Here is a 13,261-nt window from a genome sequence, read left to right on the forward strand (position 1 = left end):
AATGGTTGCTTATTGCAGTTTGGAAGCCGCGACGTGTTTGAGCAGGTCGATGACCGAGCTGTCCATCACATCGGTGAAGGGCTTGGGATAGATACCCATGAACAACACGGCAATGGCCAGCAGGGCCAGCATCAGGAATTCGCGGCTGTTGATGTCGGCCAGGCCCTTGACATCGTCGTTGGCGACCGGTCCGAGGTAGACGCGCTTGAACATCCACAGGGTGTAGGCCGCACCGAAAATCAGCGCTGAAGCGGCCGCCGCACCGGTCCAGAAATTGAATCTGACCGCACCGAGGATGACCATCCACTCGCCGACAAAACCGGCCGTGCCGGGCAAGCCGGCGTTGGCCATTGCAAACAGCAGCGCAAAAGCCGTGAACCGGGGCATGGTATTGACCACACCGCCGTAACTGGCGATTTCACGCGAATGCACCCGGTCGTACAACACGCCAATACACAGGAACATGGCGGCGGAGACAAAGCCGTGCGCAATCATCTGCACAATGCCACCGGACACACCGATGTCGTTGAAGATGAAAAAACCCAGGGTGACAAAACCCATGTGCGCCACCGACGAATACGCCACCAGCTTCTTCATGTCCCGCTGGACCATGGCCACCAGGCCGACGTAAATCACGGCAATCAGCGACAGGGCAATCATGAGCCCGGCCCATTCGCGTGAGGCGTCCGGAGCGATCGGGAGCGAAAACCGCAGAAAACCATAGGCGCCGAGCTTGAGCATGATGGCTGCCAGCACGGCCGAGCCGCCGGTGGGCGCCTCGACGTGCACATCGGGCAGCCAGGTGTGGACCGGCCACATCGGCACCTTCACCGCAAACGCCGCCAGGAAGGCGAAGAACAGCAAGGTCTGCGCGGTAGCGCCCAGAGGCAGCTTGTACCAGACGGCCAGGTCAAAACTGCCGCCCGACTTGACGTACAGGAAGATCAGCGCGATCAGCATCAGCAGCGAGCCGAGCAGCGTGTACAGGAAGAACTTGAAGGCCGCGTAGATCTTTCTCGGCCCACCCCAGACACCGATGATCAGGTACATCGGGATCAGCGTGGCTTCGAAGAACACGTAAAACAGCATGCCGTCGAGCGCCGCGAACACACCTATCATCAGGCCGCTGAGGATCAGGAAGGCGGCCATGTACTGGTTGACGCGGCTGGTGATCGACTCCCAGCTCGCAATGATGACCACCACGTTGATGAAGGCCGTCAGCAGCACAAACCACAGCGAGATGCCGTCCACGCCGAGGTGGTAATTGACATTGAAACGATCTATCCACGAGGCCTTCTCGACAAACTGCATGGCCGACGTGCCGGTTTCAAAACCGCCGTAAAGAGGAAGGGTCACAAGGAAACTGACGATGGCACCGATCAACGCGATCCAGCGCACGCTGCGCGCCTGGTCGTCACGTCCGAGGGCCAGCAGGATGACGCCGAAAAAGATCGGCGTCCAGATGGCAAGGCTCAACAATCCCATTTTTATTCTTCTCCTTGTCGCTTATTTGCTGAGCAGTTCTTTGATCATCGGCCAGGTCGAAAAATAGCTGACCAGGATGAAAATACCGACGATCATGGCCAGCGCGTAGTGGTAGATGTAGCCGGTCTGCACCTTGCGCACCACACCCGACACCCAGCCGACCAGCTTCCAGGAGCCGTTGACCAGCGCGCCGTCGATCAGCTTCTCGTCGCCGCCCTTCCACAGGCCGATGCCGAGGCCGCGCGCACCGCGTGCGAGAACGTTCTCATTGAACCAGTCCATGTAGTACTTGTTCTCGAGCAGCGTGTAGAGGGGCTCGACGCGGCGCTTGATGGCCGCCGGCAGGGCCGGGTTGATCATGTACATGTAATAAGCCGAAGCCACGCCGGCAAGTGCCAGCCAGAACGGTGCCGTCATGAGGCCATGCAGGGCCATCTGCGCCGGGCCGTGGAACATTTTCGCCAGTTCGGCCATGGCCGGGTGTTTGGCCGCGTTGACGATGATGGCGTCTTTCAGGAAGTCGCCGAACAGCATGGCGTCAATGCTCATGAAGCCGATCACCACCGAGGGAATGGCCAGAAGGACCAGCGGCGCGGTCACCACCCAGGGCGACTCGTGCGGCACATGGGCTCCATGGTGCGCATCATGGCCATGGTGGTCGTCGTGGTGCGCATCGGGGTTCTGGTCAAAACGCTCTTTGCCGTGGAACACCAGGAAATACATGCGGAAGGAATAAAAGGCCGTCACGAACACACCGGCGAGCACCGCGAAGTACGCAAAGCCGGCGCCCGGCAGGTTGCTGAAATGCACCGCTTCGATGATGCTGTCCTTCGAATAGAAACCGGCAAACAGCGGCGTGCCGATCAGCGCCAGCGAACCGAGCAGTGCGGTGATCCAGGTGATGGGCATGTACTTGCGCAGCCCGCCCATCCAGCGAATGTCCTGGTTGTGGTGCACACCCATGATGACGGAACCAGCCGCCAGGAACAGCAGCGCCTTGAAGAAGGCGTGGGTCATCAGGTGGAAGACGGCGACCGAGTAGGCCGAGGCGCCCAGCGCCACCGTCATGTAGCCGAGCTGCGACAGGGTGGAATAGGCCACGACGCGTTTGATGTCGTTCTGGATGATGCCCAGGAACCCCATGAACAGGGCCGTGATGGCGCCGATCACCATGATGAAGCTCAGCGCGGTGTCACTCAGTTCGAACAGCGGCGACATGCGGGCCACCATGAAGATGCCGGCCGTGACCATGGTGGCGGCGTGGATCAGCGCGGAAATGGGCGTCGGGCCTTCCATGGAGTCTGGCAGCCAGACATGCAGCGGAAACTGGGCCGACTTGCCCATGGCGCCGATGAACAGGCAGATGCAGATCACGGTGATCAGCATCCAGTCGGTGCCGGGGAATCCAAGCTGGGCGATGTCACCCGACTTGGCGAACACCTCGGTGTAGTTGAGCGTGCCGGCATAGGCCGCCAGCAGGCCGATGCCAAGGATGAAACCGAAATCGCCGACCCGGTTGACCAGGAAGGCCTTCATGTTGGCGAAGATGGCGGTCGGCTTGTTGAACCAGAAACCGATCAGGAGGTAGGACACCAGGCCCACGGCCTCCCAGCCGAAGAACAGTTGCAGCAGGTTGTTGCTCATCACCAGCATCAGCATGGAGAAGGTGAACAGTGAGATGTAGGCAAAAAAGCGGTTGTAGCCTTCGTCTTCTTCCATGTAGCCGATGGTGTAGATGTGCACCATCAGTGAGACAAAGGTCACGACACACATCATCATGGCGGTCAGGCCGTCCACGAGGAAGCCGATTTCCATCTTCAGGCCACCAACAACCATCCAGGTGTAAAGCGTTTCATTGAAACGCGCACCGTCGATCGCCACACTCTTGAGCGTCATGGCCGAGATGATGAAGGCCACCAGCACGCCGACGATGGTCAGCGTGTGCGACAGGCGGCGGCCTATCCAGTTGCCGCCGAAGGTGGTGCCGAAAATGCCGGCCAGCAAGGCGCCCGCAAGGGGCGCCAGGGGAACAGCCAGCAGGGTTGAAGCGTTGAGGGTGGATGCCATATCAGATTTCTTCCGCCAAGCCAGTTGCGCAGGCAAACAAGGGAGCCATGCTAAGGCCGCCACGGAACCGGCTTTGCCGGGCCGTCAGCGGCGCCCCTTGGAGGGGGAGGCGGCCAAAGGCCGCTTCGGGGGGGAGCGTCATCTTCATCCCTTGAGCGTGTTGAGTTCGTCCACGTTGATGCTGGCCTTGTTGCGGAACAGCAGAACGAGGATAGCCAGGCCGATGGCCGATTCGGCGGCCGCGACGGTCAGGATGAAAAACACGAACACCTGACCGGCCAGGTCATTGAGGTAGTACGAGAAAGCCACGAAGTTCATGTTGACGGCCAGCAGCATGAGCTCGATTGCCATCAGGATGATGATCAGGTTTTTCCGGTTCAGGAAAATACCGATCACCGACAGCGCGAACAGCATCGCGCCCAGTGTCAGGAAGTGTCCCAGCGTGAGCATCATGCCTTTTCCTCCGGTGCGGCAACCACAGGGGCCGCCTGCGTGGCCTTGATCTTGACCAGGCTGACGCGATCGCCGCGCTTGACGCGGATCTGGTCGGCCGGGTTGGTGTTTTTGGAATCCTTGCGCGCGCGCAAGGTCAGCGCAATGGCGGCAATGATGGCCACCAGCAGAATCACCGCCGCGATTTCAAGCGGGTACAGGTACTCGGAATACAGCACCTTGCCGATCTCTTTGGTGTTCGAATACTGCGCGGCGGCCTGCCCTGCCACCACGGCCTGCTTGGGCGCCTCACTCAGGCGGAAACCACCCATCAGTACGGCAGACATTTCAAGTGCAATCAGCGCGCCCACGCTGGCAGCCAGCGGAAAGTGCTTCCAGAAACCCTTGCGCACCCCTTCCATGTTGATGTCCAGCATCATCACGACAAAGAGGAAAAGCACCATCACGGCGCCGACATACACCAGCACCAGCGTGATGGCCAGGAATTCGGCCCTGAGCAAAATCCACAGGGCCGACGCCTGGAAAAAGGCCAGCACCAGGTACAGGGCGGCATGCACGGGATTGCGCGCCGTGATCACCCGGAATGCGGCAAACAGCAGCACCAGGGCAAAGAGATAAAAGAGACCTGTTTTAGCGTCCATGTTCTGCGAGTCTTTCTTGAGCCAACGACCTGGAGGCGGTGTCAGCGGTACTTGGCATCCGCGGCGCGGTTGGCAGCGATTTCTTTTTCGTAACGGTCACCGACCGCCAGCAGCATGTCCTTGGTGAAATAAAGGTCACCGCGTTTTTCGCCGTGGTATTCGAAGATGTGGGTCTCGACGATCGAGTCCACCGGGCAGCTTTCCTCGCAGAAGCCGCAGAAGATGCACTTGGTCAGGTCGATGTCGTAACGCGAGGTGCGGCGGCTGCCGTCTTCGCGCACGTCCGATTCGATCGTGATGGCCATCGCCGGGCAGACGGCCTCGCACAGCTTGCAGGCAATGCAGCGCTCCTCGCCGTTTTCGTAACGGCGCAGCGCATGCAGGCCGCGAAAACGCGGGCTCAGCGGCGTCTTTTCTTCCGGGAACTGGACCGTGATCTTGCGCTTGAACATGTACTTGCCGGTCAGGGCCATGCCCTTGAACAGCTCGGCGAGCATGAAGCTGGATACGAAGTCTTTGACGGAGGCAACTGCACTCATGATGATTTCCTGAGAGCTACATGAAGTGAGCGAACGTATGGGCCAGGTTTTTCCGACGGGCCGCCCCTAGGAAAAACGCGCCCCCTCGGGGGGCAGAGAGCTACACGAAGTGAGCGAACGTGGGGGCTCATAATCATTTCCAGAGGCTGTACGGGGTCTGCATCCAGGCCCCGATGACCACCAGCCAGACCAGGGTCACAGGAATGAAGATCTTCCAGCCCAGACGCATGATCTGGTCATAACGGAAGCGCGGGAAGGTGGCGCGCACCCACAGGAACAGGGTGACGACCACAAAGGTCTTCAGGCCCAGCCAGATCCAGCCCGGAATGAAGGACAGGAACTCAAAGGGTGGCAACCAGCCGCCCAGGAACAGGATCACGGTCAGGATGGACACGAGAATCATGTTGGCGTATTCGGCCAGGAAGAACATGGCGAAGGCCATGCCCGAGTACTCGACCATGTGGCCGGCCACGATTTCGGACTCGCCCTCGACCACGTCAAACGGGTGGCGGTTGGTTTCGGCCAGGCCGGCAATGAAAAACACCACAAAAATCGGCAGCAGCGGCAGCCAGTTCCAGGACAGGAAGTTCAGGCCCTTGTCGGCCGCCATGCCAATGGACTGGCCCATCACGATGTCGGTCATGTTCAGGCTGGCCGACACCATCAGCACCACCACCAGGCAAAAACCCATGGCGATTTCGTAGCTGACCATCTGCGCCGACGCCCGCATGGCGCCCAGGAAAGCGTATTTGGAATTCGACGCCCAGCCGGCGATGATGACGCCGTACACCTCGAGCGAGGTGATGGCCATCAGGAACAGCAGGCCGGCGTTGATGTTGGCCAGCGCCACATCGGGCCCGAAAGGCACGACCGCCCAGGCCGCCAGCGCCGGCATGATGGTCATGATGGGGCCGAGCACAAACAGGCCCTTGCTGGCCGCCGTCGGAATGATGATTTCCTTGGTCAGCAGCTTGAGCGCGTCTGCAATCGGCTGCAACAGGCCGAAGGGGCCGACGCGGTTCGGGCCCAGGCGGATCTGGGTAAAACCGATCGCCTTGCGCTCCCACAGCGTGAGGTAGGCCACACAGCCCATCAGTGGCAGCAGCACCACGACAATCTTGATCAGGGCCCAGAGCACCGGCCAGACCGTGCCGGGCCAGATGCCCCCCATCAAACCCTGGCCGAAGCCGAAAATGGCGTCAATCATGCTGTGGCTCCTTCTACGTGCGCGGCCTGCCGCGCATCGGCCGTGAGCTGCAGCGAGGTGGCGCGCCGGACCAGGCTGTCGAGCTGGTAAATGCCGGCCACGACAGGCGCCGCGCCGGCCGCCGTCAACTGGACCGCCGCCTGCGTTGCATTGCCAAGTCGCTGCGCCGGCACCATCGCGCCGTCGGCATCGGGAATCTGCCGCAGCACATCCTGCGCGGACTCGAAATCAAAGCCCGGCAGGCCGAGCAGGTTGGCCAGCACGCGCAGCACCTTCCAGGCGGGGCGTGTTTCACCGAGTGGCTTGACCACGGCATGAAAGCTCTGCACGCGGCCTTCGGCGTTGACAAAGGTGCCGGGCGTTTCGGTGAACGGTGCAATCGGCAGCAGCACGTCACTGAAATCCATGTTCGCCTTGAAGGGGCTCAGCGTCACCACCATGTGCGCGCTGTTGAGTGCGGACTTGGCCGATGCTCCGGCCGCCGAATCGAACTCGGGCTCGTTGTTGAGCAGAATGACGGCCTTGAGCTTGCCCGCCAGCATTTGGCCGGCGTCCAGACCATTGCCCGCCGGGAACGCACCCGCCAGCTGGGCGCCGACGGTGTTGGCCGCTTCCGTGAGGTAACCGACGCTGGCGCCGGTCTGCTCGGCAATCCAGTTGGCCAGGGCCAGGAGGCTGGCGGCGTTGGCATGGTGCGCGGCGGCGTTACCCAGCAGGATGGCCTTGCGTTCGCCGCCCTGCAGGGACTTGGCCACTGCTTTGGCGGCCTCCGTGGCCTGGCCGGCGGCGGGCGCCGCCATACCCTTGTCCGCCGCAATCGCCGCGGCCACATCGGCCAGCGCCTGCGCCCAGGCACCCGGCTCGGCCAGGACAGCGTTGGCCACCGGGATGGCCCAGGCATCGGCCGAGGCCAGTTCCGCTACGGAAGTGATAGCACTCAGCGCACAACCCTTGCGGACGGACTGCCGGATTCGCTGGGCAAACAGCGGGTGGTCCTTGCGCAGGTTGGAGCCCACGACCAGCACACGCTGCAGATTCGACAGCGACGCGATCGGGGTGCCCAGCCAGCGCACGGCGGGCGACGGGGCAAATTCAGCGTTGCGCAGACGGTAGTCGATGTTGTCACTGCCCAGGCCGCGCATCAGCGAGGCCGCCAGGAACAGCTCTTCGAGCGTGCTGTGCGGGCTGGCCAGCGTGCCCACGCTGTCGGCACCGTGATCGGCCTTGATCTGCTTGAGTCCGTTGGCGACATATTCGAGCGCGGTCTGCCAGTCCACGGCCTTCCACTGCCCACCCTGCTTGAGCATGGGGGTGGTCAGGCGCTCGTCGCTGTTCAGGGCTTCGTACGAGAAACGGTCGCGGTCGGCAAGCCAGCATTCGTTGACGTCTTCGTTTTCGAGCGGCACGACACGCATGACCCGGTTGTTCTTGACCTGGACAATCAGGTTGGCACCGGTCGAGTCGTGCGGGCTGACCGACTTGCGGCGCGAAAGCTCCCAGGTGCGGGCGCTGTAGCGGAAAGGTTTGCTGGTCAGCGCACCCACCGGGCAGATGTCGATCATGTTGCCCGACAGCTCGGAGTCCACCGACATGCCGACAAAGGTCTCGATCTCGGCGTGTTCACCGCGGTGCGACATGCCCAGCTCCATCACGCCGGCAACTTCCTGGCCAAAACGCACGCAGCGCGTGCAGTGGATGCAGCGGCTCATCTCTTCCATCGAGATCAGCGGGCCCACGTCCTTGTGGAACACCACGCGCTTTTCTTCTTCGTAACGCGAACCGCTGCTGCCGTAGCCGACCGCCAGGTCCTGCAACTGGCACTCGCCGCCCTGGTCGCAGATCGGGCAGTCGAGCGGGTGGTTGATCAGCAGAAACTCCATCACGCCCTTCTGGGCCTTGATGGCTTTGTCGCTCTTGGTGTGCACGATCATGCCCTGCGTCACCGGTGTGGCGCAGGCCGGCATCGGCTTGGGCGCCTTTTCCACATCGACCAGGCACATGCGGCAGTTGGCCGCGATGCTGAGTTTCTTGTGGTAGCAGAAATGGGGAATGTAGGTACCGGCCTTTTCGGCCGCATGCATCACCGTGCTGCCTTCGAGCACTTCCACTTTCTGACCGTCGAGCTGGATTTCAACCATGGTGATTTTGCTTTGAGGGAGGCGCTGTTATGCGTAAACCGGGACCAGACAGGTCTTGTGGGTGATGTGGTGTTCGAACTCGGCGCGGAAATGCTTGATCATGGCCCGCACCGGCATGGCCGCAGCGTCGCCGAGCGCGCAGATGGTGCGGCCCTGGATGTTGTCGGAGATCGAATTGAGCATGTCCAGGTCGCTCTCGCGGCCGTGCCCGTGCTCGATGCGGTCCACCATGCGCCAAAGCCAGCCGGTGCCTTCACGGCAAGGCGTGCACTGGCCGCAGCTCTCGTGCATGTAGAAGTACGACAGGCGCAACAGGCTCTTGACCATGCAGCGGGTTTCGTCCATCACGATCACCGCGCCGGAGCCGAGCATGGAGCCGGCCTTGGCGATCGAGTCGTAGTCCATGTCGGTGGCCATCATTATGTCGGCCGGCAGCACCGGCATCGACGAACCACCGGGAATCACGGCCTTGAGCTTGCGCCCGCCGCGCATGCCGCCCGCGAGTTCCAGCAGCTTGGCAAACGGCGTGCCCATCGGGATTTCGTAGTTGCCCGGACGCTCGACGTCGCCGCTGATGGTGAAAATCTTGGTGCCGCCGTTGTTGGGCTTGCCGCAGTCCAGGTAGGCCTGGCCACCGTTGCGGATGATCCAGGGCACGGCCGCGAAGGTTTCCGTGTTGTTGATGGTGGTCGGTTTGCCGTACAGGCCGAAGCTGGCGGGAAACGGCGGCTTGAAACGCGGCTGGCCTTTTTTGCCCTCCAGCGATTCGAGCAAGGCGGTTTCCTCGCCGCAGATGTAGGCGCCAAAACCATGGGCCGCATGCAGCTGGAAGCTGTAGCTGCTGCCCAGGATGTTGTCGCCGAGCAGGCCGGCGGCACGCGCCTCTTCCAGCGCCTCTTCAAACCGCTTGTAAGTGGTGAAGATTTCGCCGTGGATGTAGTTGTAGCCCACATTGATGCCCATCGCGTAGGCGGCAATCGCCATGCCTTCGATGACGATGTGCGGGTTGTACTGCATGATGTCGCGGTCTTTGGCCGTGCCCGGCTCGCCTTCGTCCGAGTTGCAGACCAGGTATTTCTGGCCCGGAAACTGGCGCGGCATGAAACTCCATTTCAGGCCGGTCGGGAAACCCGCGCCGCCACGGCCGCGCAGGCCGCTGCCCTTGACCTCGGCGATCACCTGGTCTTGCGTCAGGCCTTCGCCGCCGTCCTTGCCCAGGATCTTGCGCAGGGCCTGGTAACCACCGCGCGCCTCGTAGTCTTTCAGGCGCCAGTTGGCGCCATCGAGGCCCGCCATGATCTGGGGGTCGATATGGCGGCCATGGAACGAGGTCTGGACGCCGGTGGCCTCAAACTGGGAAAGGATGCTGGAAGCAGACATGGTTACTTTGCCTCGGCAGATTTAAGGCCATCGATCAGCTGGTCGAGCTTGTCGTTGCTCATGAAGCTGCACATGTGCAGGTCGTTGACCAGCATGACCGGCGAGTCGGCGCAGGCGCCCAGGCACTCGGACTGCTGCAGGGTGAACAGGCCGTCTTCCGTCGTGCCGCCCATGGTCACGCCCAGCTTGTGCTCGAGGTAGGCCAGCGCCCTGGTGCCCTCGCGCAGCTGGCACGGCAGGTTGGTACAGACGTTGATCTTGTACTTGCCCACCGGCTGCTGGTTGTACATGTTGTAGAAAGTCGTGACCTCGTGCACGGCAATCGGCGCCATGCCGAGGTAGGCGGCAACCAGCTTCTCGCTCTCGGCGCTCACGTAACCCTGCTCTTCCTGCACGATGGCCAGACAGGCCATGACGGCCGACTGCTTCTGGTCGGCCGGGTACTTGGCGACCTCGCGGGAAAAACGGTCCAGGGTCTGCACTGACAGCGCAGACGTGCGCGCTTGGTTGGATTCAGAAGTCATAGATTTTCAGCGGTCAATTTCGCCAAACACAATGTCCATCGTGCCGATGACGGCGACCGCATCGGCAATCATGTGGCCACGGGCCATTTCGTCCATGGCCGCCAGATGCGGAAAGCCGGGCGGCCGGATCTTCAGGCGATACGGCTTGTTGGCCCCGTCGCTGACGATGTAGATGCCGAACTCACCCTTGGGGTGTTCCACGGCGGCGTAGGCCTCGCCTTCAGGCACGTGGAAGCCTTCGGTGAAGAGCTTGAAATGGTGGATCAGCTCTTCCATGTTGGACTTCATGGATTCGCGGTCGGGGGCAGCCACCTTGTGGTTGCTGGTGATCACCGGGCCGGGGTTCACGCGCAGCCAGTCCACACACTGCTTGATGATGCGGTTGGACTGGCGCATCTCCTCGATGCGGACCAGGTAGCGGTCGTAACAGTCGCCGGTCTTGCCTACGGGGATGTCGAAGTCCATCTGGGCGTACACGTCGTAAGGCTGCTGCTTGCGCAGGTCCCAGGCAAAACCGGAGCCCCTGAGCATCGGGCCGGTGAAGCCCAGGTTCAGCGCGCGCTCGGGCGACACGACGCCGATGCCGACCGTGCGCTGTTTCCAGATGCGGTTGTCGGTCAGCAGGGTTTCGTACTCATCCACATAACCCGGAAACTTGTTGGCGAAGTCGTCGATGAAGTCCAGCAGCGAACCCTGGCGGTTTTCGTTGAGCGCCTCGATTGCCTTGGCGTTCTTGATCTTGCTGACCTTGTACTGCGACATGGTCTCGGGCAGGTCGCGGTAAACGCCGCCCGGCCGGAAATAGGCTGCATGCATGCGCGCACCCGAGACGGCCTCGTACATGTCGAACAGCGCCTCGCGTTCGCGGAAGCAGTAAATCAGGATGTTCATCGCGCCGCAGTCGAAACCGTGCGCACCCAGCCAGAGCAGGTGGTTGAGCAGGCGCGTGATCTCGGAGAACATCACGCGGATGTATTGCGCGCGCACCGGCACGTCCACGCCGAGGAGCTTTTCAATGGCCAGGCAGTAGGCATGCTCGTTGGACATCATCGACACGTAGTCGAGGCGGTCCATGTAGGGCAGCGACTGGATGTAGGTCTTGCTCTCGGCGAGTTTTTCGGTGGCGCGGTGCAGCAGGCCGATGTGCGGGTCGGCGCGCTGGATCACCTCGCCGTCGAGTTCGAGAACGAGGCGCAGCACACCGTGGGCTGCAGGGTGCTGCGGCCCGAAATTGAGCGTGTAATTTTTGATTTCAGCCATGGGGATATCTCTTGCCTCGCTGCTTACTGCAGACCGCCGTAGTTGTCTTCACGGATCACGCGCGGGGTGGTTTCACGCGGCTCGATCGTCACCGGCTGGTAGATCACGCGTTTCTGCTCGGGGTCGTAACGCATCTCGACATGGCCCGTGGTCGGGAAGTCCTTGCGGAAAGGATGGCCGATGAAGCCGTAGTCGGTCAGGATGCGGCGCAGGTCGTTGTGGCCTTCAAAGATAATGCCGAACAGGTCGAACGCCTCGCGCTCGAACCAGTTGGCCGAATTCCACACCTCGGTGAGCGAGGCCACGACCGGAAAATCGTCGTCATCGCAGAAGACCTTGAGCCGCACGCGCTGGTTCAGGCTGACCGACAGCAGGTGTGACGCCACACAGAAACGACGGCCATCGTAACGGCCATCGGCGTATTCGGAGTAGTCGATGCCGCACAGGTCGATCAGTTGTTCAAACTGGCAGCCCGGGGTGTCGCGCAGGATCAAGGCGGCTGCGAGGTAATCGGGCGCAGCCACGACGACCGTCAGTTCACCCAGCGCAACGCTCACGCGTCTGGCTTTTGCACCGAGGGCGGCAGCAACAATGTCCGCGAGTTGTTCAGCAGTAGCAGGATGCAGAGGACCCATCAAGCCCTCGCAATGGTGTTGGTGCGGCGGATTTTCTGCTGCAGCTGGATGATGCCGTACAGCAGCGCTTCGGCCGTCGGCGGGCAGCCCGGCACGTAAACATCGACCGGCACAATGCGGTCACAGCCGCGAACAACCGAATAACTGTAGTGGTAATAGCCGCCACCGTTGGCGCAGGACCCCATGGACAGCACCCAGCGCGGCTCGGACATCTGGTCATACACCTTGCGCAATGCCGGGCCCATCTTGTTGCACAGCGTGCCGGCCACAATCATCAGATCGGACTGGCGCGGGCTGGGACGGAACAACATGCCGAAGCGGTCGATGTCGTAACGCGCGGCGCCGGCGTGCATCATCTCGACGGCGCAGCAGGCCAGGCCGAAGGTCATGGGCCAGAGCGACCCGGTCTTGGCCCAGTTGACCACCGAGTCGTAACTCGTGGTCATGAAGCCTTCATTGAAAACACCTTCTAGTGACATACCCGTCCCTTTGTGGCGGCTGCGCGTGCAACCGCTGAGTCTTGGTGAGCTATTCCCAGTCCAAGGCGCCTTTTTTCCACTCGTAGACAAAGCCAACGACCAGAATGCCGAGGAAAATCATCATGGACCAGAAACCCACCGGACCGATTTCCTTGAGCGCCACGGCCCATGGAAACAGGAAAGCGATTTCGAGGTCGAAAAGAATGAACAGGATGGCGACGAGGTAATAACGCACATCGAACTTCATGCGGGCATCTTCAAACGCCTCGAAGCCGCACTCATAGGGGGAATTTTTTTCGCTGTCCGGCTTGTTCGGACCGAGCAGACGGCCCAGCACCTGGGGCACCACGCCGACAGCCACGCCCACCAGGATAAACAACAGGACGGGGAGGTATTGGTCGAGGTTCATCGTCGATTCAACTTCTGCAAGCCGCTTGTGCTGGGTGCCAGTTT

At 61.5% G+C, this 13,261-nt stretch carries 13 protein-coding genes; all 13 read right to left on the bottom strand.

Annotated features, from left to right (window positions below; all coding sequences use genetic code 11):
* Nucleotides 1–9 precede the first annotated feature (9 nt).
* The gene (locus PSV40_RS11075; protein ID WP_300537395.1) at nucleotides 10–1,485 is read right to left on the bottom strand and encodes an NADH-quinone oxidoreductase subunit M; all 1,476 of its coding nucleotides are present in this window, start codon (nucleotides 1,483–1,485) and stop codon (nucleotides 10–12) included.
* Between the two features lie 21 nt (nucleotides 1,486–1,506).
* Nucleotides 1,507–3,552, bottom strand: coding sequence for an NADH-quinone oxidoreductase subunit L (nuoL, locus tag PSV40_RS11080; RefSeq protein ID WP_300537397.1), 2,046 nt, complete (start codon nucleotides 3,550–3,552; stop codon nucleotides 1,507–1,509).
* A 144-nt stretch (nucleotides 3,553–3,696) separates the two neighbouring features.
* The gene (nuoK, locus tag PSV40_RS11085; RefSeq protein WP_096665916.1) at nucleotides 3,697–4,005 is read right to left on the bottom strand and encodes an NADH-quinone oxidoreductase subunit NuoK; all 309 of its coding nucleotides are present in this window, start codon (nucleotides 4,003–4,005) and stop codon (nucleotides 3,697–3,699) included.
* Nucleotides 4,002–4,646 carry an NADH-quinone oxidoreductase subunit J gene (locus PSV40_RS11090; RefSeq protein WP_300537400.1) on the bottom strand — a complete coding sequence of 215 codons (645 nt, stop codon included), beginning with the start codon at nucleotides 4,644–4,646 and terminating at the stop codon, nucleotides 4,002–4,004. Before PSV40_RS11090 ends, nuoK begins: the two co-directional genes overlap by 4 nt.
* Nucleotides 4,647–4,687: 41 nt before the next feature.
* On the bottom strand, nucleotides 4,688–5,185 hold the full coding sequence (nuoI, locus tag PSV40_RS11095) for an NADH-quinone oxidoreductase subunit NuoI (RefSeq protein ID WP_300537402.1): 498 nt from the start codon (nucleotides 5,183–5,185) through the stop codon (nucleotides 4,688–4,690).
* A 133-nt stretch (nucleotides 5,186–5,318) separates the two neighbouring features.
* Nucleotides 5,319–6,392, bottom strand: a complete 1,074-nt coding sequence (gene nuoH / locus PSV40_RS11100; RefSeq protein WP_300537404.1) for an NADH-quinone oxidoreductase subunit NuoH — start codon at nucleotides 6,390–6,392, stop codon at nucleotides 5,319–5,321.
* A complete protein-coding gene (gene nuoG / locus PSV40_RS11105; protein WP_300537406.1) occupies nucleotides 6,389–8,530 on the bottom strand; it encodes an NADH-quinone oxidoreductase subunit NuoG in 2,142 nt (713 codons plus the stop codon). The genes nuoH and nuoG overlap by 4 nt, the downstream gene beginning before the upstream one ends.
* A gap of 27 nt (nucleotides 8,531–8,557) precedes the next feature.
* Nucleotides 8,558–9,910, bottom strand: coding sequence for an NADH-quinone oxidoreductase subunit NuoF (gene nuoF, locus PSV40_RS11110; RefSeq protein WP_300537408.1), 1,353 nt, complete (start codon nucleotides 9,908–9,910; stop codon nucleotides 8,558–8,560).
* Between the two features lie 2 nt (nucleotides 9,911–9,912).
* A complete protein-coding gene (nuoE, locus tag PSV40_RS11115; RefSeq protein ID WP_300537410.1) occupies nucleotides 9,913–10,434 on the bottom strand; it encodes an NADH-quinone oxidoreductase subunit NuoE in 522 nt (173 codons plus the stop codon).
* A 6-nt stretch (nucleotides 10,435–10,440) separates the two neighbouring features.
* Complete coding sequence (locus PSV40_RS11120) at nucleotides 10,441–11,694, bottom strand: NADH-quinone oxidoreductase subunit D (RefSeq protein WP_300537412.1); 1,254 nt, start codon at nucleotides 11,692–11,694, stop codon at nucleotides 10,441–10,443.
* Nucleotides 11,695–11,717: 23 nt separating this feature from the next.
* Entirely contained in the window at nucleotides 11,718–12,329 is a 612-nt protein-coding gene (locus PSV40_RS11125) for an NADH-quinone oxidoreductase subunit C (RefSeq protein WP_300537414.1), read from the bottom strand.
* The gene (locus tag PSV40_RS11130; RefSeq protein WP_096665943.1) at nucleotides 12,329–12,808 is read right to left on the bottom strand and encodes an NADH-quinone oxidoreductase subunit B family protein; all 480 of its coding nucleotides are present in this window, start codon (nucleotides 12,806–12,808) and stop codon (nucleotides 12,329–12,331) included. Before PSV40_RS11130 ends, PSV40_RS11125 begins: the two co-directional genes overlap by 1 nt.
* A 49-nt stretch (nucleotides 12,809–12,857) precedes the next feature.
* A complete protein-coding gene (locus PSV40_RS11135; RefSeq protein WP_300537433.1) occupies nucleotides 12,858–13,217 on the bottom strand; it encodes an NADH-quinone oxidoreductase subunit A in 360 nt (119 codons plus the stop codon).
* Nucleotides 13,218–13,261: the final 44 nt, after the last annotated feature.

Origin of the sequence: Polaromonas sp. (assembly GCF_029945925.1) — a bacterium.
Classification (GTDB): domain Bacteria; phylum Pseudomonadota; class Gammaproteobacteria; order Burkholderiales; family Burkholderiaceae_C; genus Polaromonas.